Origin of the sequence: Legionella cincinnatiensis, assembly GCF_900452415.1 — a bacterium.
GTDB lineage: Bacteria > Pseudomonadota > Gammaproteobacteria > Legionellales > Legionellaceae > Legionella > Legionella cincinnatiensis.
The window spans coordinates 48,669-74,339 of the sequence record NZ_UGNX01000001.1 but is presented as its reverse complement, the minus strand read 5'-3'; the positions used below and the strand labels follow the sequence as shown (position 1 = coordinate 74,339).

The window sequence follows — 25,671 nt, the reverse complement described above, 5'->3', positions numbered from 1 at the left end:
AATTATTTTTATTCTTTTATTCAAAGGGTTAAGAAGTGAAAGCAAAAAAAATTCAGGAAATTGAATATCGCTATGGGGAAGAAGAAAGTCTTAAACAAATTCTTTACCGCTCCAAAGAACCTGTATTAATAAAAATCAAATCTTTTGCTGAAAAATATAATTTAGATTATTTTGCCAATCTTGTGTATGGAGAAATAACCTATGATACCTATGAAAATGATCTATGGAAATCATGTCAAGCAGGTGATTATAAGACCATCATGCAACAAATGGACAACAACATGCCGCATCGAATTTTTGGTTTGATTCTGCCTAGACAACTTTCAGCCGAAATTGAAAAACATGTACCTCTTTGGCAAAAAATTCCATTTCGACCCAGATATTTTAATAAAAAATTAAAAGTTTCTTATTTTTTCGGTGGAAAGGGCGCTCATACAGAGATGCATTTTGACAGAGAGCATTGTTGTAATCTGCATTTATGTTTAAGTGGAAAGAAGCGACTCTTATTATTTACTGAAGATCAAAGCGAATATATTTATAAATTACCCTACGTTGGTGATAGTTTAATTGAATTTGGTTATCCCTGGGATGACCTATGCCACCAATTTCCACGATTAAATCAAGCAGAAGGATATGATGTCACCCTTGGCCCAGGGGAGATGCTATTCTTACCCAAGAATTGTTGGCACTATACAACTTATCTTGAAGCTTCAGCTGCAGCTACTTATGTTTTTTATCCGAAAAAGCTTTTTCAATTTTATGGATATTTTACAGGTTATTTTTTTATAGGCTATAAAGCAAGCGGTATTAAAATTGCTAATTGGCTACTTTTTAAAAAATTTAGCGAACATTATGCTCTGGCAGAAGGAAGAAGAAAATCCCTGTTTAAAATGATCGAGGCCATTTCTTATGTATTTTTATTACCCATAATAAGCCTCGCCACCAAAATTTCATTTCTACTCAAACCTCGCCGGATTTTTTATTAAATTTAGCCTTGTAACCTATGGCATGTTTTCTTTATATCGAGCAAGTCTTACTAAGCTTTAAAATATTTTCGTCATTATAACCCCAAATCATTTGTTGGGCCAAGGCCTCACCAACTGCAGGAGAGTGCTTTGCACCATGGCCTGCACACGTTGCAGCAAATATCACTTTAGGCTCAAATCCTGGCAGATAATCAACTTGAAATTGAGAGTCAGGAGTTTGCGTATATAAGCATACGAACGCGTCAGTACAGAGGGGTAGAACCCCATGTAAATTGGGCTCAATGAACTGCTCATACATCTCCCGCTTTTCTCGTTCACTGACTGTACGATTAACTAAAGAGGGGGTTGTAGGGTATGAAAAAGCTTCTGCCCCTATTTTTAAAGCTGATTTTCCTTTTTGCATGATAGGAAAACCATATAAACATTCATTTCTACCCAGATCCCATATAAAAGGAGGAAAATGGCCTAACATAAATTGCTCTTGATAATTGGGCGCCACTTCAAAATAAAAAACAGTTTGACGATAAACACTTAACTGATCACGAACCTCAGGATTAACAAAATCACTCATCCATGGTCCTGCAGCAATAATAAGCTTATTTGTATCGTATTCACCTTTCGATGTAGTTACTTTTATTGTTCCATTATCCATTTTACAAAAGTTCAGCACTTTTTCATTAGTGTGTACTTCTGCATTTTCTTGTTGTGCTAAATATATTTGTGCTTTTATGCATGCCTCAGGATCCATAATTCCTATAGTTTGTTCCTGATAAGCTCCTTCATGCTCTTTGAATTTGAATTGCTTAAAATGATGAATGAGCTCTTCTTTAGAGTTAAAATTAACGTGAGGGATTTGATAGCGGAGCGCCAGATTTTGCGTTGTTTGTAAAAATCCTTTAGTATGATGCAGTAATGAATTTTGATTATCTTTTGGGCCAATAATTAAAACACCGGTGTTATCCTCATAATATATCGCGCCAAACTTGCCATTGGTTTTAGCGTGCATTTCTTTTAATTTATTTTGTGATTTAATTGCTAATGATACATAAGCAGCCCCCTCACCAATCGCCTGACGGGTAATACGGCTTTCTCCATGACTGGAACCATATTTATGGGGTATTTCATACTGCTCAATGCCTAACACTCTTGGTTTTTTATTCGAGGACAAAGCCAAAGAATCTGCATTAAGTAATTTTGCAGCTTCATAAAGCGCACTACTGCCAACCAGTCCGAGGCCAATGACAATTAATTCAAAACATTGCGTTGGCCCATTAAATTTTTTGGAATACATATTTAAATCCTTTAAATTATCCAGGATAACCGGTTAAATCATCATAGAATGATTACTGTGCTAAAGAGCAAGTTATTGTAGTATTCGGTCAAAGCGGTTAGCAAATAAAATTTCTTGCGTGTTTTCATTTATCGTGTGAAGAAAAGCATGCATCAATCATGGGCATCCGCATTCATGCAGGATGTCCATTCGGAATTTTTCCCAGGAGCTAAGAAGCCGATTAGAGCAAATCATTCAAATAAGGAATTATCCTTTATTTTTTTGCTGCCATATTCGCTAAAATATCTCCTAATTCCATAGGCATTGGGAAAATTATAGTTGAGTTATTATTAGTTGCTATTTGAGACAGCGTTTGTAAATAACGCAATTGCATGGCTTGGGGTTGTTGGGCCAAAACCTGTGATGCTTGCAATAACTTTGCTGAAGCTTGTAATTCGCCTTCCGCATGAATTATTTTAGCTCTTCTTTCGCGCTCTGCTTCGGCTTGTCGCGCAATTGCTCTTATCATACTTTCATCCAAGTCAACACGTTTAATCTCAACGTTTGACACTTTAATTCCCCAGCTATCCGTTTGAGAATCTAATATTTTTTGGACATCACTATTTAATCGTTCCCGTTCGGAGAGCATTTCATCCAACTCGTGCTGCCCCAGTACGGAACGTAAAGTAGTTTGTGCTAACTGACTGGTTGCTTCATAGTAGTTGGCTACCTGGATAATTGCATTTTCTGGTGTTACCACACGAAAATATAAAACAGCATTTACCCTTACTGACACATTATCTTTAGATATGACGTCTTGACTTGGCACATCCATGACGATAGTCCGCAGATCAACACGTACTACTTGTTGAATTATAGGAATAACAAGAATTAATCCTGGGCCTTTTACGCGCCAAAAGCGTCCTAGCATAAATACAACACCTCGCTCATATTCTCTGAAAACTTTAATTGCTGATGTAAAGAACATAATGGCTAATACTAAAATAATTATTAAAAAGGGACCCATTTTTACTCTCCTTGATTCTCTAAATCCTCTTTAACATCCAGAATAAGGCCTGATGCTTTAATTACTTTTATCGGCTTAGTCGCCGCAATAAACTCTTGAGAACGCACGCTCCAGATTTCTCCACGAATGATTGCCTGCCCTTCTCGATCAATATCACCAAGCGCTCTCCCCTTAGCTCCCTCCAAAACAGCTAATCCATGTTTAACACTTTGGCCTCTCGCTTTTAAAGCAACACCTAATAAGACTATAAAAAGAAGTATATTGACTAAAGCCATTATCCATATCACAGACCAAGCTATGTGATACATTTGCGTATGAGTATCAAATAGCATAATAGAACCTATGACAAAAGCTATAGTACCACCACCTCCTAATGCTCCGTATGCAGGTATAAATGCTTCTGCAATAATGAAGCCTATACCTAAGATAATGAGGAAAAAACCTGCATAATTAATAGGCAATAATTGCAGTGCATAGAAAGCAAGGCATAAAGATATAGCGCCAATTACCCCTGGTAATACATGCCCTGGATTAACCAACTCAAAGAAAATGCCATATATCCCCAGCAAAAGTAGAAGATATGCTAATGTTGGAACAGTAATCAATGATAAAAAACGTGTGCGCCAATCAGGATTAATAATCTTGATTATGGGGTTAGTGGTATTTAATGTTATTTTTTGGTCATTTTGCATCACCACTATGCCATTTAATTGGGATAATAAATCTTTTTCATCCGTGGCAATGTAATTGATTACTCCTTCTTTTAATGCTTCTGTAGAAGTTAGTGTGGATGCATTTAAGACTGCTTTTTGAGCAAATACAGGATCACGTCCCCTTAACTGTGCTAAAGTACGCATGGTTGCCAGCGCATCATTAGTCATCTTTTCTTTGCTTGTTGATTGTTTTTTTGTATCACTTTCATCTACAAATCCTATTTCATTTAAACTCACAGGACTTGCTGCACCTAATTGTGTTCCAGGAGCCATTGCAGTTAACGTGCTGGCATAAAGGATATAAGTACCAGCGCTTGCAGCTCGCGCCCCTTTTGGGCTTACATAAGTCACAATAGGTACTTTAGAGGATAAAAATTTTTGTATTATAGTTCGCGTTGCTTCATCAAGCCCGCCAGGAGTATCAAGAGTAATTAAAATCAAATCCGCCTGTTGGGCCTTATCAATATTACGAACGATGTAGTCTGCTGTGGCTGGTCCAATTGCCCCCTTTATATTTAATTCAACTATTCTTGCCGTATAAGCATGGGAACTATTAATGAATAAAATAAAGATGAGGACACTAAATATAGATATCCTTAGAACAGTTGGCATAGATATAGATTTTGGCATCATGTGAATTTTGCACACGCGCTAATCCCTTTCAAAAACCTTATAAGTTAAAAGATAGCACAGATTAATTCATTATTAATTATTGTTTGATAATGGATTTTGACTTTGCTGATTCTAACGTGAAGCGATCAACACTATAGTTTTAAGGACGTTAATACTTTTGATTTGCCGCACCTGGGTACTTGTTCGCACCCAGGCTGCTTATTTTACTAGAAGTAAACTCCTATTTGTGCAGATACGGTATCTGCGGTACCGCCTGTGCCTAATGTAGGTGCATTTACAAGACCTGGAGGTGCTGCTCCATTCGCAAAGTCATTTGCGCTATAATCTATTTCATGTCGGTATTCAATACTTTCTACAGTATCCTTCCAAATTGAAATGTTAAATACACCAATAAAACGATGTTGAGGTAAATTGAGCGCCAATGCATCCTTAGTCCATTGATAACCCACACCTACAGATGAAGGTCTGTTAAAGGCTCTAAAGGTCATATCAATTTCTGTTTGCAATGCCTGTGGTTTTGCACCACGTCCGTTAAAACTTAAATCCTGTGCTCTAAATGCTTGCGTTGCACCAACCCATTCCGCAGCAAAATTGAAGCGGTCATAACCCATATTTCCATAAACATCTACAGCTTGGGTTTTCCGCACTGCTTCGTTTCCATTAAGCAAGGAACCAAAACCACCAAAAGTGCCAGGGTTAGCTGCCGTATTTTGCATTCCCGCAGCATCATCTATGGAACTAATATAACTTGCTCCTACTTCTCCCCTAATATCGGCAAATGCAAAACTATACCCCGCATTTGCACCACCTACTCCAGTCCGTCCTAGGGTCGTATCGCTTCTATAAATATAGGTTGCTACAAATGGTCCCGAATCTTCTTGAGACTTATAACCTAAGATGAAAGGTCTGGTTTTAGTTCGTGCTAGATTTAACGTTAATGGGGCACTGATCATCGAACTAGAGTAACGTCCAAAAGGCACATACAATTGCCCTGCAGTAAAATAAAAAGGAGTTTTATCTAAGTTTCCAATATTAACAAAACCCATATTCAGGTTAAATGCAGAATTGTTAATTCTTGGGCCTACATCTGGAGGGTTTGAATCATAAGCAATTGCAATATAAGCTTCAACGTTTTGGTTAAGAGCGGCCGCAACATCCACTTCGCTCGAACCCAAAGTCAAATCAACATTTGTCCCGCCGACATAATCACTATTCATCATGCCTACTGGTTCTGCTTTACCACTAATTGCTATGATGGGTCGCTCGGGAATGGGATAACCTATGGTATGATAAGCTTTATATAATCTACGACGTTGCTGCATTAAACGAATATCACGATTAATACTTGAAATATTAACGATATAATCCGAACCATCGAATGCAGGGCGATCTCCTAAGTAGGGTGACGCTACTACGGGAGTTCCAGCAATATACGTCACTACTCGATTATCTGCAACTAAGGCAGTGGGATAAAATCCTATAGATTCGGGATGCTCTTCAGGCGTATGAACTGAAATACTTGATGAATGATATTTGATCATTTCGTCTTTCTTATTATGCACATTAGCTTTCTTTTTAGCAGGCTTTGACACAGCTTTTGTGGCAACTGGTTTTGCTGTTTTACTACTTTGCTTCACTTTATGAGCCACTACCTCTTTTTGTAAAGCCTCTAATTGAGTTTGTAGCAGTTGTGCCTGTTTTTGTAACTGTGCTATCTGACGTTGTAGTTGTTGATCATTTTCTGCATAGAGGGGTGATGATAAACAGACCAAAGCCAATAAAACTATTTTGAACTTCATGGGGTACTCCTGTTTATTATTTTTACTTCCACAGCTGGAGGGGTGAAATTATATCTTGGCAAATAAAAACTGACTAGACATTTTATTATAAATTTGCATAATTTTTGTAACTATAAATCAAAAAAAACCCATGCTAGATGGGTTTTTATTTTGATTTTCATTTTTGGGTAAAAAAGAACCAATAAGTTATGCATCACCAATGAGTTTGAGTCCAAAATATGGGCCAAAAACTCCATAATCTACTGGGCGAACAGGACCTACTAAATTTGCGAAGGATTGAGCCTCTAGTACATGGAAGTAATTAACTGCTTGATAACCTACTTGAACATTTGCAACACCTATAGGAGTAGCATGGGCATAATTCACCCCAAGCTTTGCCTCTAAACTAGGAACAATACCTTTTTTACGGAAAAAAACTTGTTCAACAATAGCATCAAAGGGTGCCATAACAAACCCAGCATGGTAACGATTAGTTCCATAAAGTATTGATCCCGCACCATTAGCAGTGATGCTTAGTGAATCCGTGATGTAGTATGCGTAATCCAATCCAACAGCGGGTCCAAATCCTTTATAATCAGTATTATTAAATTTACTCAAAGGATTGCTTGCTAAAATTGGAATCGGAAGTTGTTGAGTTATATAATAGCTCGTTGCTGTTGATTGTATATTGGCATATTGTAAGCCTCCATAGAAACGGATCTTGTCTCTAGCACTCAGATTAGTATATTGCCCCATGACTATGTTGACTTGATCAATTCTATTAAAACTTGTTAATTCAAATGGAGTAGGGAGCGGTGGTAATCCTATTGCAGGGATAGTAAGAATTCCAAAAAAATTTGTTGGATCTATAGAACTGCTGAAATGCATCCAATTAACGGTGATATCATTTCCAGTATTGAAATGATAAGAGCCTTCTAAGCGGTATCCCCAATTCCATTCATTTTTTACCTCTTTATTTATAGGTGAGGTACCTGGTTCAAATGCTTTTTCACTACCATAAACTGATCTCAAATAAAGAGCTTGCGCACTAAAATCCCAAAGTTTTGCTTCGCAAGGAACGGTAACATTACCGGGGGTACAAGCTGGTCCCATAGTTCCGGCAATAGTTACATTTGCTGCCAATCCTAACACAGCGATAGTTACTTTTTTAAACATGAATACTCCATCAAAAAAAAAGCCCATCTTTAAGACGGGCTTTACAAAATCTTAATCAATTAAGAAATTAAACGTTTCCAACATATTTCAGACCAAAGTAAGGACCTGCAGCAGCAAAGTCAGTAGCTGTAGTTTGTAATACAGTTGTATTTAATGCATGGATGTAGTCGAACCACATGTATCCAGCATCTAGAGTTAAGTCGCCTTGTGCCATTGCGTAAGTATAGCTAGCACCTAATTTAGCTTCTAACTCAGGAACAACTGTTGTTCTGCTTCCAGCGATATTTAAGTCAAACACTTCACCAGCAGCACTTGTAAAGACATCAAGGTTGTAACCATGCTTAGCACTACCAACTAATACTGCAGCAGCGGCTTTAGCATAAATTCCGAAACCGTTACCAAATACATAGTTCATGTCGATACCAGTACGTGGACCGAAACCGTTGAATTGAGTGTTTCCACTGAAACGAGCAAGGAAATCATCTGGATCAGCATCTACATCAGCAGCAAACGCATGAACACTTCTCTTAATGCTTGCGAATTGGAAACCACCATGGAAACGGATTTTCTTGTTAGCGCTGACGTCAACAAATTGACCAAATTCACCGTTAACTGCATCCCATCTGTTTTTGTGACCAAAACCGATTAGTAAGTCAGGTGCGAAATCTGGAGTAAATGTGCTGTTATTCCAGCTTGTATCTAAGTGATACCAAGTTAGGGTAATATCATTTCCGGTGTTGAAGTGATAAGAACCTTCGATTTGAAAACCCCAGTTCCATTGAGCATCTAAATCAGTATTAATAGAAGCGCCAGCTATAACAGGGTTAGCTTCTATACCCAGTGAAACATTATTGTCAGTCATTGTTTGTAAGACCAAAGCTTGTCCACCGACATTCCATGCACTGCTTGGGCAAGGAACAGTCACGTTACCTGGGGTGCAAACTGGTCCCATGGTACCAGCGAATACTGCACTGCTACCTAAAGCAAGAACAGCTAACGCTGTTTTTTTCAAATTTAACATGCTTATCTCCACTTTTTATTATTATTTCCGTTCGTTACCAATTTAAATTGTTAGCAACGGTACGCATATTCGCTCTATACCGAGAGCGTACCTTGCTCAATTATCTTACCGGACCTTTATAAAGTCAACAGTATTAATTAAATTTCTTAAAATGATAGCGAATTAAATGTTTCCTATATACTTCAGACCGAAGTAAGGGCCTGCAGCAGCAAAATCAGTAGCTGTAGTTTGTAATACAGTTGTATTTAATGCATGGATGTAGTCAAACCACATGTATCCAGCATCCAGTACTAAATCACCTTGTGCCAATGGATAGTCATAGCTAGCGCCTAATTTAGCTTCTAACTCAGGAACAACTGTTGTTCTACTTCCAGAGATATTTAAGTCAAATACTTCACCAGCAGCACTTGTAAAGACATCAAGGTTGTAACCATGCTTAGCACTACCAACTAATACTGCAGCAGCGGCTTTAGCATAAATTCCGAAACCGTTACCAAATACATAGTTCATGTCGATACCAGTACGTGGACCGAAACCATTGTATTGAGTGTTTCCACTGAAACGAGCAAGGAAATCATCTGGATCAGCATCTACATCAGCAGCAAATGCATGAACGCTTCTCTTAATGCTTGCGAATTGGAAACCACCATGGAAACGGATTTTCTTGTTAGCGCTGACGTCAACAAATTGACCAAATTCACCGTTAACTGCATCCCATCTGTTTTTGTGACCAAAACCGATTAGTAAGTCAGGTGCGAAACCTGGAGTAAACGTGCTGTTATTCCAGCTTGTATCTAAGTGATACCAAGTTAGAGTAATATCATTTCCAGTGTTGAAGTGATAAGAACCTTCGATTTGAAAACCCCAGTTCCATTGAGCATCTAAATCAGTATTAATAGAACCACCGCCTATAACAGGGTTCGCTTCTATACCTAGTGAAACATTATTATCAGTCATTGTTTGTAAAACCAATGCCTGTCCACCGACATTCCATCCAGTGCTTGGACAAGGAACAGTCACGTTACCTGGGGTGCAAACTGGTCCCATAGTGCCAGCAAACACTGCACTACTACCTAAAGCTAAAATTGCCAAAGTTGTTTTTTTTAAACTTAACATGCTTATGTCTCCGCATAAATTATTATTGTATTTCTATATTCATTGATAACTCTCTACTAGGAGTTGTCATTAGCATGCCTTCGTCGCTTCAGGTCGATGCATGCAACAGTGTTGAGTATTAGCAGTGACGTGGAATATGTCAAGAAAAATTATTAAAAAAAATAATAATTTTCAAGTAGATATGCTTTTTTTGAGCATCGAATATTTTTTTTGCTCAAAGTGAAAAAAATTAATATTTTGCAGACGAATTAGTTGGTCCTCCGTACAAATAGGAATAAATACTATCATTCTGCATTTTGAATGGTGTTTCATGTTATCCTTACTTATCTGCAAAATTACGAGATCTTTATGGTACAAACGTTACGTATTAACCGTCCTGACGATTGGCATGTTCACCTCAGAGATAATGAAATATTACAGCATACTGTAACAGCTAGCGCTGAGCATTTTGCACGCGCATTAATTATGCCAAATCTTAAACCAGCACTTACCTCTTTGTCTTCAATTAATGACTATAGAACTCGAATTCTTGCTGCTTTACCTAAAGGAAACACATTTGAGCCTTATATGACTTTTTATTTGAACAATTCTGTAAGCGCTGAAGATTTAAATAAAGCAGCACACATACCTTATATTTTAGGAGCAAAGCTCTACCCCGCGGGGGCGACAACGAATTCTGAAGCTGGGGCTAAATCACTTACTGAACTTTATCCTCTTTTTGAAGTATTACAAAGCAATAACTTAGTACTGCAAATTCATGGCGAAGTAACTCATAGTGATATCTTTGCGCGAGAATCTTTATTTATAGATGAATATTTAAAACCTATAGTCAGCAATTTTCCTAAACTGAGAATAGTATTTGAACATATCTCTACCCAAACTGCCGTAGAATATGTGCTGCAAGCGCCAAAAACGGTATCGGCTACAATTACCCCACATCATTTGTTATATAATCGTAATCAGTTACTTGCAGGTGGACTTAGGCCACATTATTATTGCTTGCCCATTTTAAAACATGAAAAGGATCAAAAAGCATTACAGCTTGCCGCTTGTAGTGGAAACCCTAAATTTTTTGCTGGCACAGATAGCGCACCTCACAGTGTACACACGAAAGAGAATGCCTGCGGATGTGCTGGAATTTATTCAGCCCCATTTGCCTTAGCTTTATATGCACAAGTGTTTGATGAATTAAACCAATTAAACCAATTGAATCACTTTCTAAGTCATTTTGGCGCTGAATTTTACCAATTACCTATTAATCAGCAACACATTGAATTAGTTAAATCACCGCAAATAGTACCCGACTATTTACCTTTAGGCGTGTATCAAGTTGTTCCTATAGCAGCTGGAGAAACGATTCAATGGAGTATCCATGAATCATAATCCTTTATTTGGCATGCATATAAAAGAACGATTTCGTGGCTTTTTACCTGTAGTTGTTGATGTTGAAACTGCTGGCGTTGATCCACAAAAAAATGCATTATTAGAAATGTGCATCGTACTAATTCTAATGGATGATCAAGGTAAACTTTATCGAGGAAAGAGCCATTTTGAGCATATTTTGCCTTTTCCTGGTTCGGAACTCGATCCAAAATCACTTGAGTTTAATCAAATTGATCCCTATCAACCATTACGCTTTGCATTAGATGAAAAAACTGCTCTAGAAAATTTATTCCATCCGATTTTTGCCGCAATCAAAACATTTCAGTGCCAACGCGCTGTTTTAGTGGGTCACAATGCATGGTTTGATTTGCTGTTTATAAAGGAGGCCATAAAGAGAACTGGAGTTAAATCCCCATTTCATGCGTTTACTTGCTTTGATACAGCAACCTTAGGAGGTTTTATTTACGGACAAACCGTATTAGCCAAAGCAGCTCAGGCAGCCGGTATTCCATTTGATGCCCAAGAAGCTCATTCAGCAATTTATGATGCAGAGAAAACAGCAGATCTATTTTGCCATATGACAAACTTGTGGCAGACAAGACAAAAAAAATAGACAGCCTGAGCCAATCAACATGCAACTCAGGCTACAAATTTTATAATGAATCAGAATGCTCTGATAAATATGCAGCAACACCCTCTGTAGAAGCGGTCATGCCTGCTTTTCCTTTTTGCCATCCGGCAGGGCAAACTTCACCGTTTTCTTCAAAGTGCTGTACGGCATCAATGATTCTTAGAATTTCATCGATGTTACGGCCTATGGGTAAATCATTGACAATTTGTGAGCGGACGATACCATTGGTATCAATAATAAATGCTCCACGGAAAGAAACGCCTGCAGCAGGATGCTCTACTCCATAAGACTGACAAATACTATGCGTTATGTCTGCAGCCATTGTATAACGAACAGAACCAATACCCCCTTTATTCACTGGAGTATTTCTATATGCATTATGCGTAAAGTGTGAATCAATAGAAACAGTAACCACCTCGACATTACGGCTTTTAAACTCATCAATGCGATGATCTAAAGCAATCAGCTCAGAAGGACATACAAAGGTAAAATCCAAAGGATAAAAAAACACAAGACCATATTTACCTTTCAAATGCTCGTGTAAATTAAATTTATCCACGATTTCACCATTTGCTAAAACAGCAGCCACAGTAAAATCAGGAGCTTTTCTTCCCACTAATACACTCATTCTATGATCTCCATTAATTATAATTATGTATGTCTCTTTAGAGCCTGTTGACCATTCTAATATCTTAGCAAAAATGGGGCACCAACATTCGCATGCTTTGTATATAAACGATGCTTTGGTACTCTAAGCCACATTATTTTGGCTCAATCTAACGAATTGTCAATAAAACCTATATTATGCAGCAATTGCGTCACGCAGCATGGTTTCTAATTCACCTTGTTGAAATAACTCAGCAATAATATCAGAACCACCTATCAATTCTCCTTTGATATAAAGCTGTGGAAAGGTAGGCCAATCAGAGAACTGAGGTAACGTTTGGCGAATATCAGGATTAGCAAGAATATCTACATACGCAAAATCAACACCACACGCCTCGATACATTGAACTGCACGTGCAGAAAATCCGCATTGAGGTATTTTCGGTGTACCTTTCATATAAAGCAAAATAGCGTTTTCTGTTATTTGCTTTTTAATTTTTTCTAAAGTATCCACTCACACACCTTATAAGTAATAAATTTAATGACAGTCATTATTGCGAAAATCTGTCAAGCTCATATCAATAATATTTTGGCACGTTAGCTTAACAGATCTTTGACCAAAAGCCAACCAATACCCGATTTGCTCTTCTCTACAACCAAAAATAAATTATCAAAGTATAGTGCAATAAAGTAAATCTTTGTACGCGATTAAAAAAGCTTTTTTCTTAATTAGGGATAATCTTCATTGAATATCACCATCTACCTGCTAAACTTAGCGCAGAATAATAAATTAGGAGATTAGGATGACCTTTACACTGCCTGAATTACCCTACGCAAAAAATGCGTTAGAACCACATATTTCTAGTGAAACTCTCGAATACCATTATGGTAAACATCATCAAGCCTACGTGACTAACTTAAATAAACTAATTTCAGGTACTGAATTTGAATCCATGAAGTTAGAAGAAATTATTAAAAAATCAAAAGGAGGGATATTTAATAATGCAGCACAAGTATGGAATCATACTTTTTATTGGCATTGCCTAAGCCCAAATGGTGGTGGCGAACCCCAAGGAAAACTTGCTGAAGCCATTAATAAATATTTTGGCTCTTTTGATTCATTTAAAGAAAAATTTACACAAACCGCCATTACAACTTTTGGCTCGGGTTGGGCATGGCTTGTTCAAGACAATACTGGGGAGTTAAAACTAACTAGCACCAGTAATGCAGGCACCCCAATGACCGAGGGATTAACTGCACTATTGACTTGTGATGTATGGGAGCACGCCTACTATATTGATTACCGTAATGCTCGACCCGATTATGTGACGGCATTTTGGAATTTAGTGAACTGGGATTTTGTCGCTGACAACATGAAGTAGTATCCTTTTTACACGGTCATAAAAAAGAATTGCTAATGGCGCCCACTTAAGAAAAATTGACGCCTATACGCAAAAGCGGAAGGTCTAAAGCAATAAATTTGCTAGAAACCTCATCTTACAGCATACCTTTAATAGACCCCCTGCTGTTGCACAGAGGGGGACACTTTCTCAACCGTCACCTTTCCAACAGTGGAAGGTCTAAAATGCAACAAACCTTGCTAAAAATTACCTATAGAATTTTTATTCCCATATAGCGCAGGAAAGAAAGTTGTGGCTATAATGTGAGCTATCATTAGCTCTTCCATAAAAATAAGAAAAAAATATTTAAAATGGAAATCCTTAAGTTTTAAAGGAAAACATTATGGCTTTAATCACAAGTTACAATCCCATGCCAATAACGTTCACACATGGAGAAGGAGTTTGGTTGTATGATGAACAAGGAAAAGCTTATCTTGATGGCTTAAGCGGGATAGCTGTTTGTGGGCTAGGACATGCCCACCCTGATGTCACAAAAACGATACAACAACAAGCAGCTAAGCTGATTCACACCTCGAATACCTTTCACATTAAGCAACAAGAATTACTCGCGGAAAAACTGACAGCCATGACTGGCATGGAGCAGGTTTTTTTCGCCAATTCAGGTGCTGAAGTGAATGAAGCAGCAATTAAATTAACTCGCCTTTTTGGTCACAAAAAAGGAATTGAAACACCATCAATCATTGTGATGGAAAAAGCTTTTCATGGCCGTACTATGGCGACATTAACTGCATCAGGGAGTCGTAAGGTACAAGCAGGATTTGAACCTTTGGTTCCTGGATTTATTCGTGCTCCTTTTAATGACTTGGATGCCATCCATACTATTGCCGCCAATAGAGAAGATGTCGTCGCTGTGATGCTTGAGCCTATCCAAGGCGAAGGTGGTATCTATGCAGCAGAGGAAAGTTATCTTCGTTCGGTTGCCAAACTTTGTGAACAACATGATTGGATGCTTATTTTAGATGAAATCCAAACTGGAAACGGTCGTACTGGAAAATTATTTGCCTGTATGCATTATGACATTCAGCCTGATGTTCTTACTACAGCCAAAGGTTTAGGAAATGGCGTTCCAATCGGAGCTTGTCTCATCAGCAAAAAAGCGAAGGATTTATTTAAACCTGGAAACCATGGTTCAACCTTCGGCGGCAATCCTTTAGCGTGTGCGACTGCTTTAACAGTATTAGAAGTCATTGAACGGGATAAAATTTGCGAAAAAGTCACAAAAAACAGTGCGCTATTAATGGAAAAATTAATCAAAAATCTTGGTGAACATCCGAATGTTAAAGCAATTCGTGGTAAAGGATATATGCTAGGTATTGAACTAGATAGGCCAGCCAATGACATGCGTCTGCAAGGGCTTGCTAATGGAGTACTCTTTAATATCACTGCAGATACTGTTGTACGATTATTGCCACCGTTGATTATTAATGAGGATGAAATCAATGAATTAGTTAATCGATTAACCTTAACGATTAATCAATTTACTCAATTATAAAAGAGCAGCCACGAAATCACTATGCGCAAAACAAATACTATAGATGCATTAATAGACAAAATAGACAATACTTTGCGCACTTTATTTCCTCCCACTCAGCGCATAGGAACACGTCATTCACCCGCCAAAGATCTTCCTGAGGCATCACTCTCTCCCCAAGAAAAAAAACATATCTCGGGATTAATGCGAGTCAATCACGCCGGAGAAGTTTGTGCGCAAGCCCTTTACCAAGGCCAAGCCTTAACAGCGCAATTAACCCATATTAAAAAGCAGATGAGTGATGCAGCTGCTGAAGAAATTGATCATTTAGCCTGGTGTGAAGAACGATTAACTGAATTAGGCTCCAAAACAAGCCTCCTCAACCCTTTATGGTATGGTGGTTCTTTTATATTAGGAGCTCTTGCTGGGTTAGCTGGAGATAGAGTTAGCTTAGGGTTTGTGATGGAGACGGAGCGACAAGTCTCTGCCCATTTGCTCCGACATTTACAAAAACTACCAGCAAAGGATAAAAAATCACATTCCTTGTTAACTAAGATGAAAGAGGATGAAGAACAGCACGCAACCCTTGCTATGGAGTCTGGGGCTATAGAATTACCCTATGTTATCAAACTCTTAATGCATATTGTATCTAAATTAATGACTAAAAGCAGTTATTATATATAGTATTCTAAGGAATAGTTTTGGTATGGACTCACCCTTTTTATTTACATTATTTGTAATCATGGTTGCCTATGCTTTCGATTTTATTAATGGCTTCCATGATGCAGCAAATTCTATAGCTACGATCGTCACTACCAAGGTTTTAACCCCCAAGCAAGCTGTAATATGGGCTGCATTTTTCAATTTTATTGCTTTTTTAGTTTTTAATCTCACTGTGGCAAAAACTATTGGAAGCGACTTAATCGATGCTCACATTGTTGATGCGCATTTTATTTTAGCCGCATTAATCGGGGCTATCTTCTGGAATCTTGTGACATGGTATTACGGGCTTCCATCAAGTTCTTCGCATGCCCTTATTGGTGGATTAGCGGGAGCGGCAATAGCCAAAGGGGGTTTTTCATCGCTTAAAATGACTGGTTTTGCCAAAGTAATCGGCGGAATTTTTGTTTCACCCGCTCTTGGATTAGTTGTTGCATTATTTATTACTTACTTTTTTTATAAGTTTTCGAAAAACTCAAAACAAACTCATTTCAAGTTTTTTAAAGGATTCCAATTATGCTCCTCTGCGTTACTTAGCCTAACCCATGGAAGCAATGATGGCCAAAAGACTATGGGGATCATCTCTATATTACTCTTTTCAGCAGCTTGGATCGAAGGACCTTTTTATGTCCCATGTTGGGTAGTCATTTCATGTCAAGCGGCAATAAGTCTTGGGACCCTTGCAGGAGGCTGGCGTATTGTGCACACAATGGGAACTCAAATAACAAAACTTGATACCATAAAGGGTTGTGCAGCCGAAACTGGGGCAGCGATTTCTCTTTTTATTGCAACCCAATCAGGTATTCCTGTTTCTACTACCCATACTGTAACTGGAGCAATTGCTGGGGTCGGATTAACTAATGGACTTGCTGGCCCACATTGGCGCGTCATCAGAAGAATTTTCTTTTCTTGGCTCATTACAATCCCTGCCGCAGCAATCATTGCTGCGGCATTGGTATTAAGCAACATTTAAGCCATCCATTTAGAGCAAAAATCTTAAAGCATAACCCCTGATGCCTATTACCATTGTAAATCAGAGGGCGGTATAATATTGCTAAGATCTGCTACTTGTTGTGATTCTTGTTCTTTGGGTTTAGGTAACTCATACTGTACAGAAGCAAGATTCTCGAAAACAAATTGTGCATCATTTGAGAACATGTTTTCTTTTGCACATTCGACTTCTTCATCATGAGATGGATGCTTTGAAATAAGCTGACATAACTCAATGAATTTTTGATGAATTTTGGCAGGATCCGTTTCATTTTCAACATCATACTTAGAAAATGCAGCAAGGATTTGTTGGATGAATTTTTTATTTTCTGTTTGGCTGAATCTTTGAAAAAACCCTTCCTTTTTAAATTCACTGTTTACAGAATCTGCATAGTGTTTCATGCTTTTAAGAACAGATTGTTCCTGGGCTATAAAGAGATTTTGCATTGGTTTACTGTTAACGATTAAAGGTTTTATCTCTGGATCATTAAGACAGGCTTGCAACATTTTAGTATTAGCAGATCCCTCAAAAAACGCATTTGGATATTCTTTAACCCAATTCGGAGGTGAAATATCGATTATATTATTCTTGATGAGGAGTTTGGCTATTTCTATACGGTCCTCGATAGAACGCTTCTCGTGAGGAGCACATTGCGCATCAAAAAGGAGCTCATAAAGAGAACTCCCATATTCTGATTCATTACTGCGATCCGGTTTTAGACCTTCTTTTAAAAAGAGTTCAATCATCGGTCTATTATGTCGTTCAAGAGCAAGCGATAATGGGTTTCTACCCTTTGAATCGTTCACAGTATTAAGATTTATTTGCTTATTTTTCAACATTTCGATAACAAGAGAATTATTATTCAGTTTAATAGCGTTTAAAAATTTAGCTTCCAATTCCTTTTGTTCATTATGAGGTTCATGGAATTGGATTTGTTGCAGTCGTTTCTCTACCTCATCAATAGTGGGTCTTTGATCTGGAGAGTTGTTTGTCATGCTCTTTATGAGGTCCTCCAGCTTTTTAAAGTCTTCGGGGGTCTCTTTATTTGATAAGTTTTTGAGCTCATCTTGCCACAACTCCTTAAGTACTTCTCCCATCGCATAAACATCACGCGCTGGATGAGCCACATAATCTTGAACACGTGTCTCCGGCGGAGAAAAACCAGAGCTATAAGGATTATTTAGGCCCACCTTTTGTCCAATTTTACAGGCATTATCTGTATCAATAAAATAGGTTTTAAATTGATTATTATAATAAGAAAAACGGATATTGTCCGGTTTAATATCCTGATGTACGGTTCCTCTTTGATTAATTTGATGCGCCAGATTTTTTATTAGAGAATGGGTGAGGTTTAATTTTTCTTCTGATGATAAATCGAGTGAAAGTCTAAGTCCAGAATACGCATTTTCACCATTGCGATAACGACAAAAGTTCTGTGATAGCATCGATAAGTCATGATCACCAATTTTTTTCATGATTAATGCGTAAGAGCGTTGGAATTTTACAGCAGGTTTATAACCAATATCTTCAATTTCTTCGACTGTTCTGGGAATTGCTAATGAGGAATGACTTCCTTTTTTCACCACTCGAAAGTCTTTTACTTGTTCATTATATACTTCGCCATATTGCTTATAGGCGAGATGATTGTCTTTTATGGAAAAAACCCCCATCCCCTCATAAACAGCACCTTGCCCTCCTTTACCAAGCAGTTTATCACTAACCACTTCAAAACGTATCCCGGGATCTTTGCCTTCTTTTCTATCTCTTGCTATAACTTCGTGATCAAACTCAATAATATGTCCTTCTTTAGTTTGATATTGTTTATTTTTTTCCCAATTTAAAACATTAGCCTCAAGTTGTTGCTCCAAAAATTCGGCGATAATTTTTCGTTGCTCTTTGTTATCTTCACCAAAAAAATCTTGATCCATGGGAGAAAATTTGATTTTCATGGAAGCCTCCACAGCCTACACCCTTTTGTAACATAACAAACTGGGAAGAATTGACATTGACCCATATGATTAAATTATAGACAAACAAAGAGAAGAGATGTCGAAAATTTTTTAAGACTCTTTGGAGAGACTCTAGTAGTTACTTCTTAATTTGAATTTTTGATAATCGACTGTTTTTATAGGCGAAAGAAAAATAAACCACCAAACCAATTGTCATCCAAATAACAAAACGCATTAAGGTAATAAAAGGTAAATTTATCATCAGATAAAAACAACTCATCATTCCTAAAATAGGCACATAGGGCATACCTGGTGTCTTGAATGGTCGATGTAGTTCCGGTCGTTTATAATGTAAATATAAAACACCAGCGCATACCATAAAAAATGCAAATAAGGTACCTATATTTACCAACTCGGTGAGATCATGCATCGAAATAAATGCAGCAAATAAACTCATTAAAATACCGCTTAATAAAATGACGCGGATAGGGGTATGGGTGTATGAATTTGTTTGAGAGAAAATCTTAGGCAATAATCCATCCCGAGACATGGCCAACATAATTCGCGTTAAACCATAAAACAAAACCAGCATTACGGTAGTTAAACCGGCTATCGCTCCCACACTAATAAGACTAGCAATAGATTTATACCCCAAAACTAATAAAGCATGACTGATTGGCGATGCAACATTTAGCGTGCTGTAATGCGCGATACCCGTCAACAAACCTGCAACAATCATATATAAAACAGTGCAAATAGATAACGACCCTATTATTCCAATAGGTAAATCACGTTGAGGGTTAATTGCCTCTTCGGCTGCAGTTGATACTGCATCAAATCCAATATAAGCAAAAAATATCAGGGATGCACCCTTCACAACTCCTTCCCAACCATAAGGAAAAAAAGGCGACCAATTTGAAGGATCAATCTCTCCAAAGGCAATCACAATAAAAATCAAAATGACTAAAAGCTTAGTAATTACCATGATGTTATTAACCCGAATACTGGATTTAACACCCCAAGTTAACAAAAACATCAAGATAACAATTATGGCACATGCAAGTAGGTTGAAAAAACCTCCGTTTTCTGGTCCATGTAAGAATGCAGCGGGAATGTGTATTTTTAGAGCTAAAAAGAAATCATTAGCATAACTACTCCATCCAACAGACACGGCAGAAACCGAAATGGTATATTCAAACAATAAGTCCCAACCAACAATCCAGGCAACAATCTCTCCAAAACCTGCGTAAGCATATCCATACGCACTACCACAACCACCCAGAGAAGAAGCCAATTCAGCATAGGACAATGCGGAAAAAATACATGCCAGTCCGGCTAAGACATATGAAAAGATCACCGCAGGCCCAGCATCTGTTGCGGCAACTATTCCGGTTAAAACAAAAATCCCAGCACCAATTATAGCGCCAATACCTAAAAGGGTAAGATCGAATGCAGTAAGACATTTAACAAGAGAAGATCCCTGTTCAAATGATTCACCAATCTCTTTTTTACGAAACAAGTCCATGTTAGTATGCTCTTATTTTTTATAGTTAAACTTAATAAGCAAGAACTCTGCAAATCAATATGAGGTAAATTCGATCAAATTTAAACTGGTATTATCCCCTCTAGGTTATAAGTGAATGAATCAATTGACTGTACGTAATTTCATTATAGGACTCTTAATTGTATTTTCTTTAAATACTTTTAGTAGCCCGCCAACAATTTCTAATTCTTCGTCTAATAGTATAGACAAGAACTCACCTATTAATACAATCAAAATGTCTCCGCATGACAAAACGTCAAAAGAAACTGGGTTAGTCACTGAGGAACCAAAAGGATGTAAGTATTGGCTTCCCTTATTCAGACCTCTTTGTCATCGGCTTCATCAGGTATGGACAGAAGGGCATACCGATCTTTATTTTTCAGGCTATGCATGGCATAACAGATTCACTTACTCCGCTGAGCGAATACGAGAAAAAAAATATAATGAGCTCGCCTGGGGTGGCGGACTAGGGAAAGGTTTTTTTGATGAAAAAGGAAACTGGCATGGTCTTTATGCCTTTGCCTTCCTAGACTCTCATCGTAATGTAGAACCCACTGCGGGATATGCATATTTGAAAGTAGCAAATATCACTAAAGAATTTAAAGCTGGCATAGGATTTTCTGTCCTAGTGACAGCGCGCCCTGATATCTTCCATAATATTCCTTTTCCGGGGGCAGTGCCTTGGGCTGGAATATTTTATAAAAAACTTTCACTAAAAGCCGCTTATATTCCTGGCTCATCAACCAATGGGAATGTACTGTACCTAGTGGGAACATATGCTTTTGACAAATAATCAAATTAGTTTCTTGCTCTCAAAAACGGAGCTTTAATTATCTTCCTGATTTTTTTAACAGAATGTGCTATGTTTTAAGTATAATTACTCGTTCTATTCTTAAAATGAAACCATTTATTGAACAAGCTCAATTTTATGCCGCTTATCACCATAATATAAAAACACGTTACACTCATTTGGCAGGTGTGCCGATTCTTATTTTATCAATAATGATTTTCTTGGGATTTATCAAAATAATTATGCCAGGTATTTTTGCGACAAATCTTGCCTTTCTCGCTACTATAGGTGCCTTAGTTTATTATTTTCGTTTAAATTGGCAATTGGCTTTAGCACTGACACCAATTCTGCTTATTTTGTTATTGATTGCAAACTGGTTTAGCCAAGACGGGCCAACAGCTTTTGGTGTTTGGTTTTTTATTCTCTTTTTTATCATAGGGTTAGGATTACAATTGTATGGCCATTATTTAGAAGGTAAAAAACCTGCTTTTATGGATAATTTCAGCCAAGTACTAATCGCACCTTTATGCCTGGTTGCAGAACTCTTTTTTATGGCAGGATACATGCAATCTTTAAAAGAACAAATATATGGTTCTGAAGAAAAAGTCCTTTAGGGTTATATCTTTATATACTTGATGGACGGATCAACAACTAATAGTGTTGAAAATAGGCGTTCAAAGATAAATGGAAAATACGGTGCGTTTATGAGGGTTCTTTGCAGGAAGATACGAAATTTCTCACCGTGAATTACATTTCACTTTACAGTTTTATTAATGAGTTGAATCGTCTGTTTTATACAACGTCCATCAGTAGCTCTGAGCGAGAGGCAGCCTATGTTTCCGATGGGTTACTACATAATCTTCCGATAAAAAGTTCCAAAGGACTAAATATTTTTGCGGACGTGTCATCCCAACCACAATGATATAACCGTATGCAGGGTATAGCAATAATGCCAAACAAGGTTCTATACTGAGTCGTAGTATGTCCCTTAATTCGTCACTTTTTTGCACACAAACAATAACGTTGTGAATTTGAAAAATTTCTATGCTTGGCATAGAACAATGCTTCTCTGTAATGCCTAAAAGTGCTTTAGACTCTATCAGAGAGAATCCAACAAAATGATGGTCAGTGCGTTCCAATTCAATAATATCCTCGCTCGTTATTTGACCTTGGTCATCGTCAACAACTAATTGAATTTTAAAATTCACGATACCAAACCCACCTAATGATTATCCTTAAGTTTAATTATAGGTAGTCCTCTTTAATCTCGTTCAGTTGTTGGTTAAAGCCGTTTGCGGTTAAATTTATTGACATTTAATTGGTCAATTAAATCTACAAGCTCTTACAAGGGCTTTTTCTCATTAAGAATCAATCGGAGCAATCGGAGCAATCGGAGCATTAATTTGTTCTCATCCTGGTTATCAAAGCCTGGCATGCCAGATCCTTTGATACAAGAAATAGTTTTAACGTTTTCAATGGGCTTTAACGTTCTCCACACGAATATCATGCATTAAATGTTCAAAAAAATTGTATTCATAAGTAAATTTATCACCTACATCAAAGACAAAGTCATCAAGGCACACCTTATAAGCGTTATCTGAATAACCTAGACCATCATCGTAATTGATACCATAATCTTCCATAAATGTGAAACTGATGAAGCTGTTCGTTATCCCATTCATAAATGGTTTGAATAACATAATGTAAATCAGCCAATGATCCAGGAACTCTCATTCGCCTCCATATGAGAGGACTAATCCTCGAAGTACAATTCTTAACGTGCAAATTTTCATAGCGATCAACATTACAAACCAGCCAGCTTAATTTGATCCTCGATCTAAATCTTGTAATTACAAGATATTAGCTAATTGCCCCCACACTTTTTTATGCTCTCCATATACCAAAGCGGCACCACTTCAGCAAAGCCAATTCCTCAAAGTAAAAGAATTTTGGCAAACAGCGGCTTCAGAGATTCTTTGTGCTTAATATTTGCATTAGTACCTTTCTTGCTTCTTTAAAAGTTAAATTGACGGTGCCCATAGAACTGTTCAAAAATAGTTTGATTGGTCACTTGGTTATGCTGTCCTTAAAGGTTTCGGCGGAAAAGTCCGCCAGCCTGCTTGCATTAATCAAACTAACCCCTCTGGTTCTAAGGGACAGGGATAATAGCACATGACTGATTTCCCAGGTTATGGTTAAAAATCCCTAAAGCGTTTAAAGGATTAGGGCATCCTGATTCAGAGCAGGTTTGTACAGGGGTGCTGCTGTAAGCACCGACACCACTGATGCCATTACCCAGCTGGCCAGAAACGTTATACCCCCAGCAGTTGACCGCGCCGCTATTGAGCAGGGCGCAGGTATGATTCACCCCTTCGGTAATGGCCAGAGCATTACTTATACCATTCACTGAAACCGGGATGCTGCTACTGGTTGTGGTGCCATTGCCCAGCTGCCCAAAGCCGTTATATCCCCAGCAGTTAATCACGCCACTATCGAGCAGGGCACAGGTGGAATTGCTCCCTGCGCTAATGGCAACGGCATTACTTATCCCACTCACCGAAACAGGGGTGCTGCTGGTGGTGGTGCTGCCATTACCTAGCTGGCCAGAAACGTTATATCCCCAGCAACTGACCGCGCCGCTATTGAGCAGGGCACAGATATGATTCCCCCCTTCGGTAATGGCCAGGGCATTACTTATACCATTCACTGAAACCGGGATGCTGCTATTGGTTGTGGTGCCATTGCCCAGCTGCCCAAAGCCGTTATATCCCCAGCAGTTAATCACGCCACTATCGAGCAGGGCGCAGGTGGAATTGCTCCCTGCGCTAATGGCAACGGCATTACTTATCCCACTCACCGAAACAGGGGTGCTGCTACTGGTTGTGGTACCATTACCCAGCTGGCCCACGCCGTTAGATCCCCAGCAACTGACCGCGCCGCTATTGAGCAGGGCGCAGGTGTGATAGTCTCCTGCGGTAATGGCCAGGGCATTACCTATACCATTCACTGAAACCGGGATGCTGCTATTGGTTAGGGTGCCATTGCCCAGCTGGCCCACGCCGTTATATCCCCAACAACTGACCGCGCCGCTATTGAGCAGGGCGCAGGTGTGGAATAACCCTCCAGTGATGGACAGAGCATTACCTATACCATTCACCGAAACCGGGATGCTGCTACTGCTTGTGGTGCCATTGCCCAGCTGCCCAAAGCCGTTATATCCCCAGCAGCTGACGCTGCCTATCGCCTGGATACTAACAGGAAGAGTAATGCTGTTGTCAGCACCTGTCCCCAGAATAGTCAAAGGATTTAAAATTCCTGTCATCGAGAGTGAGGGAACGGTATAAGTAATCGTGCAGTTTTGGCTGGGTGCTAATACCGCTAAGCAATTATTGGTGAAGTAGTCACTCCATCCAAAAGGAAGTTGAATACTCAAGGAAGAAATACTGCGTTGCCCGGTATTTGTGAGCAGCAATGTTCCGGTATCGCCAGGGCGTAATGCCAATGCGCTGATTGGCCTACCGTACTGACTTAACAGCAAATGACCCGGGCCGTCTGAAGAGCGGTTCACATTTAATTGTTTGTCTAACGCAGGCTGGTAACATTGATTCGGATTACCCTGCTCGCATAAAACAGGTCCTGCATGGAGCCCTTGCTGAGGAATTGCACTGCCATTAATTGTCAGCGTTAAATTACAGATACTTCTCATCCCTGCCAAATAACAGGCTGAAGCACTGACCCCTGGAGTCGGTTTCAATATCAGATACTTTCCTCTTCGAGACATATTTGTAACCGTATACGAAACCGTTGCTATTCCTCCATCAGATACCGTCACGCTGGCAGGGCTGGGTGCTGAATATGTCCATAGCGGGGTTGATGCATGGGCAAGACTATTTATCACCACTCCTGCAACACCCGAAAGCCAGAAACCAATAGGCTTTCCTTTATAATTTTTCCTTCTCATTATCTTTCCTTATGCCCTGAGTGACATTAATACCGGAGCGCGAAAGAAAACGGGAGACCCGCCTGCTTCCGGACACTGTTATTTTTTTCTCCTAGTATTATTTTAAATAATTTTAAGTTTAAAGCTAGGTTTCAACTCGATTTAATATTGATATTCAACTCATTGCTAGTAACTGCCAACGACATGCCGCAAAATATAGCGAATAATTGGCCGACACGAACCTTTAGAAAGTTGTACAATTGAAATGGAATAAAATTAACCACAACGGTCTTTATCACTTCAATATAACTTTATTTGGGGTGAGCGACGTCTCGGAAGAATTTGTCTACCTGGGAAAAATAGAGATTTCCGGCTGCGTTTATCTTCTTGTCAGCTCGTTTCTTTAAGAATGTATTTCTTAAATCAAGTGGACTTTCATATAAAATGTAATAATAAATCGGCAAAGTAAATGCCATATATTTTTCCCAAAATAATTCATTTCCTAC

The 25,671-nt window shown here is 38.5% G+C and carries 22 protein-coding genes and 1 pseudogene; 9 read left to right on the top strand and 14 right to left on the bottom strand.

Annotated elements, in window-relative coordinates; genetic code table 11:
- Positions 1–35: 35 nt before the first annotated feature.
- A complete protein-coding gene (locus tag DYH34_RS00330) occupies positions 36–986 on the top strand; it encodes a cupin-like domain-containing protein (protein WP_058464176.1) in 951 nt (316 codons plus the stop codon).
- A 31-nt stretch (positions 987–1,017) separates the two neighbouring features.
- On the opposite strand, the gene solA is transcribed toward DYH34_RS00330, so the two are convergent.
- The 7 genes from solA to DYH34_RS00295 all read right to left on the bottom strand — a co-directional run bounded on the left by solA (position 1,018) and on the right by DYH34_RS00295 (position 9,720).
- The gene (solA, locus tag DYH34_RS00325) at positions 1,018–2,277 is read right to left on the bottom strand and encodes an N-methyl-L-tryptophan oxidase (protein WP_058464177.1); all 1,260 of its coding nucleotides are present in this window, start codon (positions 2,275–2,277) and stop codon (positions 1,018–1,020) included.
- 253 nt (positions 2,278–2,530) lie between these two features.
- On the bottom strand, positions 2,531–3,283 hold the full coding sequence (locus DYH34_RS00320; protein ID WP_058464178.1) for a slipin family protein: 753 nt from the start codon (positions 3,281–3,283) through the stop codon (positions 2,531–2,533).
- Between the two features lie 2 nt (positions 3,284–3,285).
- Positions 3,286–4,626, bottom strand: coding sequence for an NfeD family protein (locus tag DYH34_RS00315; protein WP_115342535.1), 1,341 nt, complete (start codon positions 4,624–4,626; stop codon positions 3,286–3,288).
- Between the two features lie 209 nt (positions 4,627–4,835).
- Positions 4,836–6,428, bottom strand: a complete 1,593-nt coding sequence (locus DYH34_RS00310; protein WP_058464179.1) for an LbtU family siderophore porin — start codon at positions 6,426–6,428, stop codon at positions 4,836–4,838.
- Positions 6,429–6,614: 186 nt separating this feature from the next.
- Positions 6,615–7,583: an Lpg1974 family pore-forming outer membrane protein gene (locus tag DYH34_RS00305; protein ID WP_058464180.1), complete on the bottom strand. Its 969-nt coding sequence runs from the start codon at positions 7,581–7,583 to the stop codon at positions 6,615–6,617.
- 67 nt (positions 7,584–7,650) lie between these two features.
- Positions 7,651–8,604, bottom strand: a complete 954-nt coding sequence (locus DYH34_RS00300; protein ID WP_115342534.1) for an Lpg1974 family pore-forming outer membrane protein — start codon at positions 8,602–8,604, stop codon at positions 7,651–7,653.
- Between the two features lie 162 nt (positions 8,605–8,766).
- The gene (locus DYH34_RS00295) at positions 8,767–9,720 is read right to left on the bottom strand and encodes an Lpg1974 family pore-forming outer membrane protein (protein WP_115342533.1); all 954 of its coding nucleotides are present in this window, start codon (positions 9,718–9,720) and stop codon (positions 8,767–8,769) included.
- 348 nt (positions 9,721–10,068) lie between these two features.
- Between DYH34_RS00295 and pyrC the strand changes: the two genes are divergently transcribed.
- Together pyrC and rnt are read left to right on the top strand one after the other, a co-directional pair.
- Positions 10,069–11,103 (top strand): dihydroorotase, encoded by a 1,035-nt coding sequence (gene pyrC / locus DYH34_RS00290; protein ID WP_058464341.1) that lies wholly within the window; start codon positions 10,069–10,071, stop codon positions 11,101–11,103.
- On the top strand, positions 11,093–11,716 hold the full coding sequence (rnt, locus tag DYH34_RS00285; RefSeq protein ID WP_058464181.1) for a ribonuclease T: 624 nt from the start codon (positions 11,093–11,095) through the stop codon (positions 11,714–11,716). Before pyrC ends, rnt begins: the two co-directional genes overlap by 11 nt.
- Before the next feature lie 40 nt (positions 11,717–11,756).
- Here rnt and DYH34_RS00280 read toward each other — a convergent pair whose 3' ends face one another.
- Both DYH34_RS00280 and grxD read right to left on the bottom strand, forming a co-directional pair.
- Positions 11,757–12,362 carry a peroxiredoxin gene (locus DYH34_RS00280; RefSeq protein ID WP_058464182.1) on the bottom strand — a complete coding sequence of 202 codons (606 nt, stop codon included), beginning with the start codon at positions 12,360–12,362 and terminating at the stop codon, positions 11,757–11,759.
- Between the two features lie 174 nt (positions 12,363–12,536).
- A complete protein-coding gene (gene grxD / locus DYH34_RS00275) occupies positions 12,537–12,854 on the bottom strand; it encodes a Grx4 family monothiol glutaredoxin (RefSeq protein ID WP_058464183.1) in 318 nt (105 codons plus the stop codon).
- A 289-nt stretch (positions 12,855–13,143) separates the two neighbouring features.
- On the opposite strand from grxD, the gene sodB reads away from it, so the two are divergent.
- From sodB to DYH34_RS00255, 4 genes are all read left to right on the top strand, one after another.
- Positions 13,144–13,722 carry a superoxide dismutase [Fe] gene (gene sodB / locus DYH34_RS00270; RefSeq protein WP_058464184.1) on the top strand — a complete coding sequence of 193 codons (579 nt, stop codon included), beginning with the start codon at positions 13,144–13,146 and terminating at the stop codon, positions 13,720–13,722.
- 361 nt (positions 13,723–14,083) lie between these two features.
- Positions 14,084–15,253, top strand: coding sequence for an aspartate aminotransferase family protein (locus DYH34_RS00265; protein WP_058464185.1), 1,170 nt, complete (start codon positions 14,084–14,086; stop codon positions 15,251–15,253).
- Between the two features lie 21 nt (positions 15,254–15,274).
- A complete protein-coding gene (gene coq7, locus DYH34_RS00260; protein WP_058464186.1) occupies positions 15,275–15,916 on the top strand; it encodes a 2-polyprenyl-3-methyl-6-methoxy-1,4-benzoquinone monooxygenase in 642 nt (213 codons plus the stop codon).
- Between the two features lie 22 nt (positions 15,917–15,938).
- The gene (locus DYH34_RS00255; RefSeq protein ID WP_058464187.1) at positions 15,939–16,925 is read left to right on the top strand and encodes an inorganic phosphate transporter; all 987 of its coding nucleotides are present in this window, start codon (positions 15,939–15,941) and stop codon (positions 16,923–16,925) included.
- A gap of 47 nt (positions 16,926–16,972) precedes the next feature.
- Here the strand turns inward: DYH34_RS00255 and DYH34_RS18255 are convergent, their stop codons facing one another.
- Positions 16,973–18,892, bottom strand: coding sequence for a protein kinase family protein (locus tag DYH34_RS18255; protein ID WP_238589449.1), 1,920 nt, complete (start codon positions 18,890–18,892; stop codon positions 16,973–16,975).
- A 139-nt stretch (positions 18,893–19,031) separates the two neighbouring features.
- Positions 19,032–20,417 carry an amino acid permease gene (locus tag DYH34_RS00240; protein ID WP_058464189.1) on the bottom strand — a complete coding sequence of 462 codons (1,386 nt, stop codon included), beginning with the start codon at positions 20,415–20,417 and terminating at the stop codon, positions 19,032–19,034.
- Positions 20,418–20,532: 115 nt separating this feature from the next.
- On the opposite strand from DYH34_RS00240, the gene pagP reads away from it, so the two are divergent.
- Entirely contained in the window at positions 20,533–21,228 is a 696-nt protein-coding gene (gene pagP / locus DYH34_RS00235) for a lipid IV(A) palmitoyltransferase PagP (RefSeq protein WP_058464190.1), read from the top strand.
- Between the two features lie 104 nt (positions 21,229–21,332).
- Positions 21,333–21,839: an Mpo1 family 2-hydroxy fatty acid dioxygenase gene (locus DYH34_RS00230; protein WP_058464342.1), complete on the top strand. Its 507-nt coding sequence runs from the start codon at positions 21,333–21,335 to the stop codon at positions 21,837–21,839.
- Between the two features lie 192 nt (positions 21,840–22,031).
- Here the strand turns inward: DYH34_RS00230 and DYH34_RS00225 are convergent, their stop codons facing one another.
- The 3 genes and pseudogenes from DYH34_RS00225 to DYH34_RS00215 form a co-directional block, all read right to left on the bottom strand.
- Complete coding sequence (locus DYH34_RS00225; protein WP_058464191.1) at positions 22,032–22,433, bottom strand: hypothetical protein; 402 nt, start codon at positions 22,431–22,433, stop codon at positions 22,032–22,034.
- A gap of 264 nt (positions 22,434–22,697) precedes the next feature.
- Positions 22,698–22,959: pseudogene (locus DYH34_RS18250) on the bottom strand (IS1096 element passenger TnpR family protein).
- A gap of 415 nt (positions 22,960–23,374) precedes the next feature.
- Complete coding sequence (locus DYH34_RS00215; protein WP_058464193.1) at positions 23,375–25,186, bottom strand: RCC1 domain-containing protein; 1,812 nt, start codon at positions 25,184–25,186, stop codon at positions 23,375–23,377.
- Positions 25,187–25,671 lie beyond the last annotated feature (485 nt).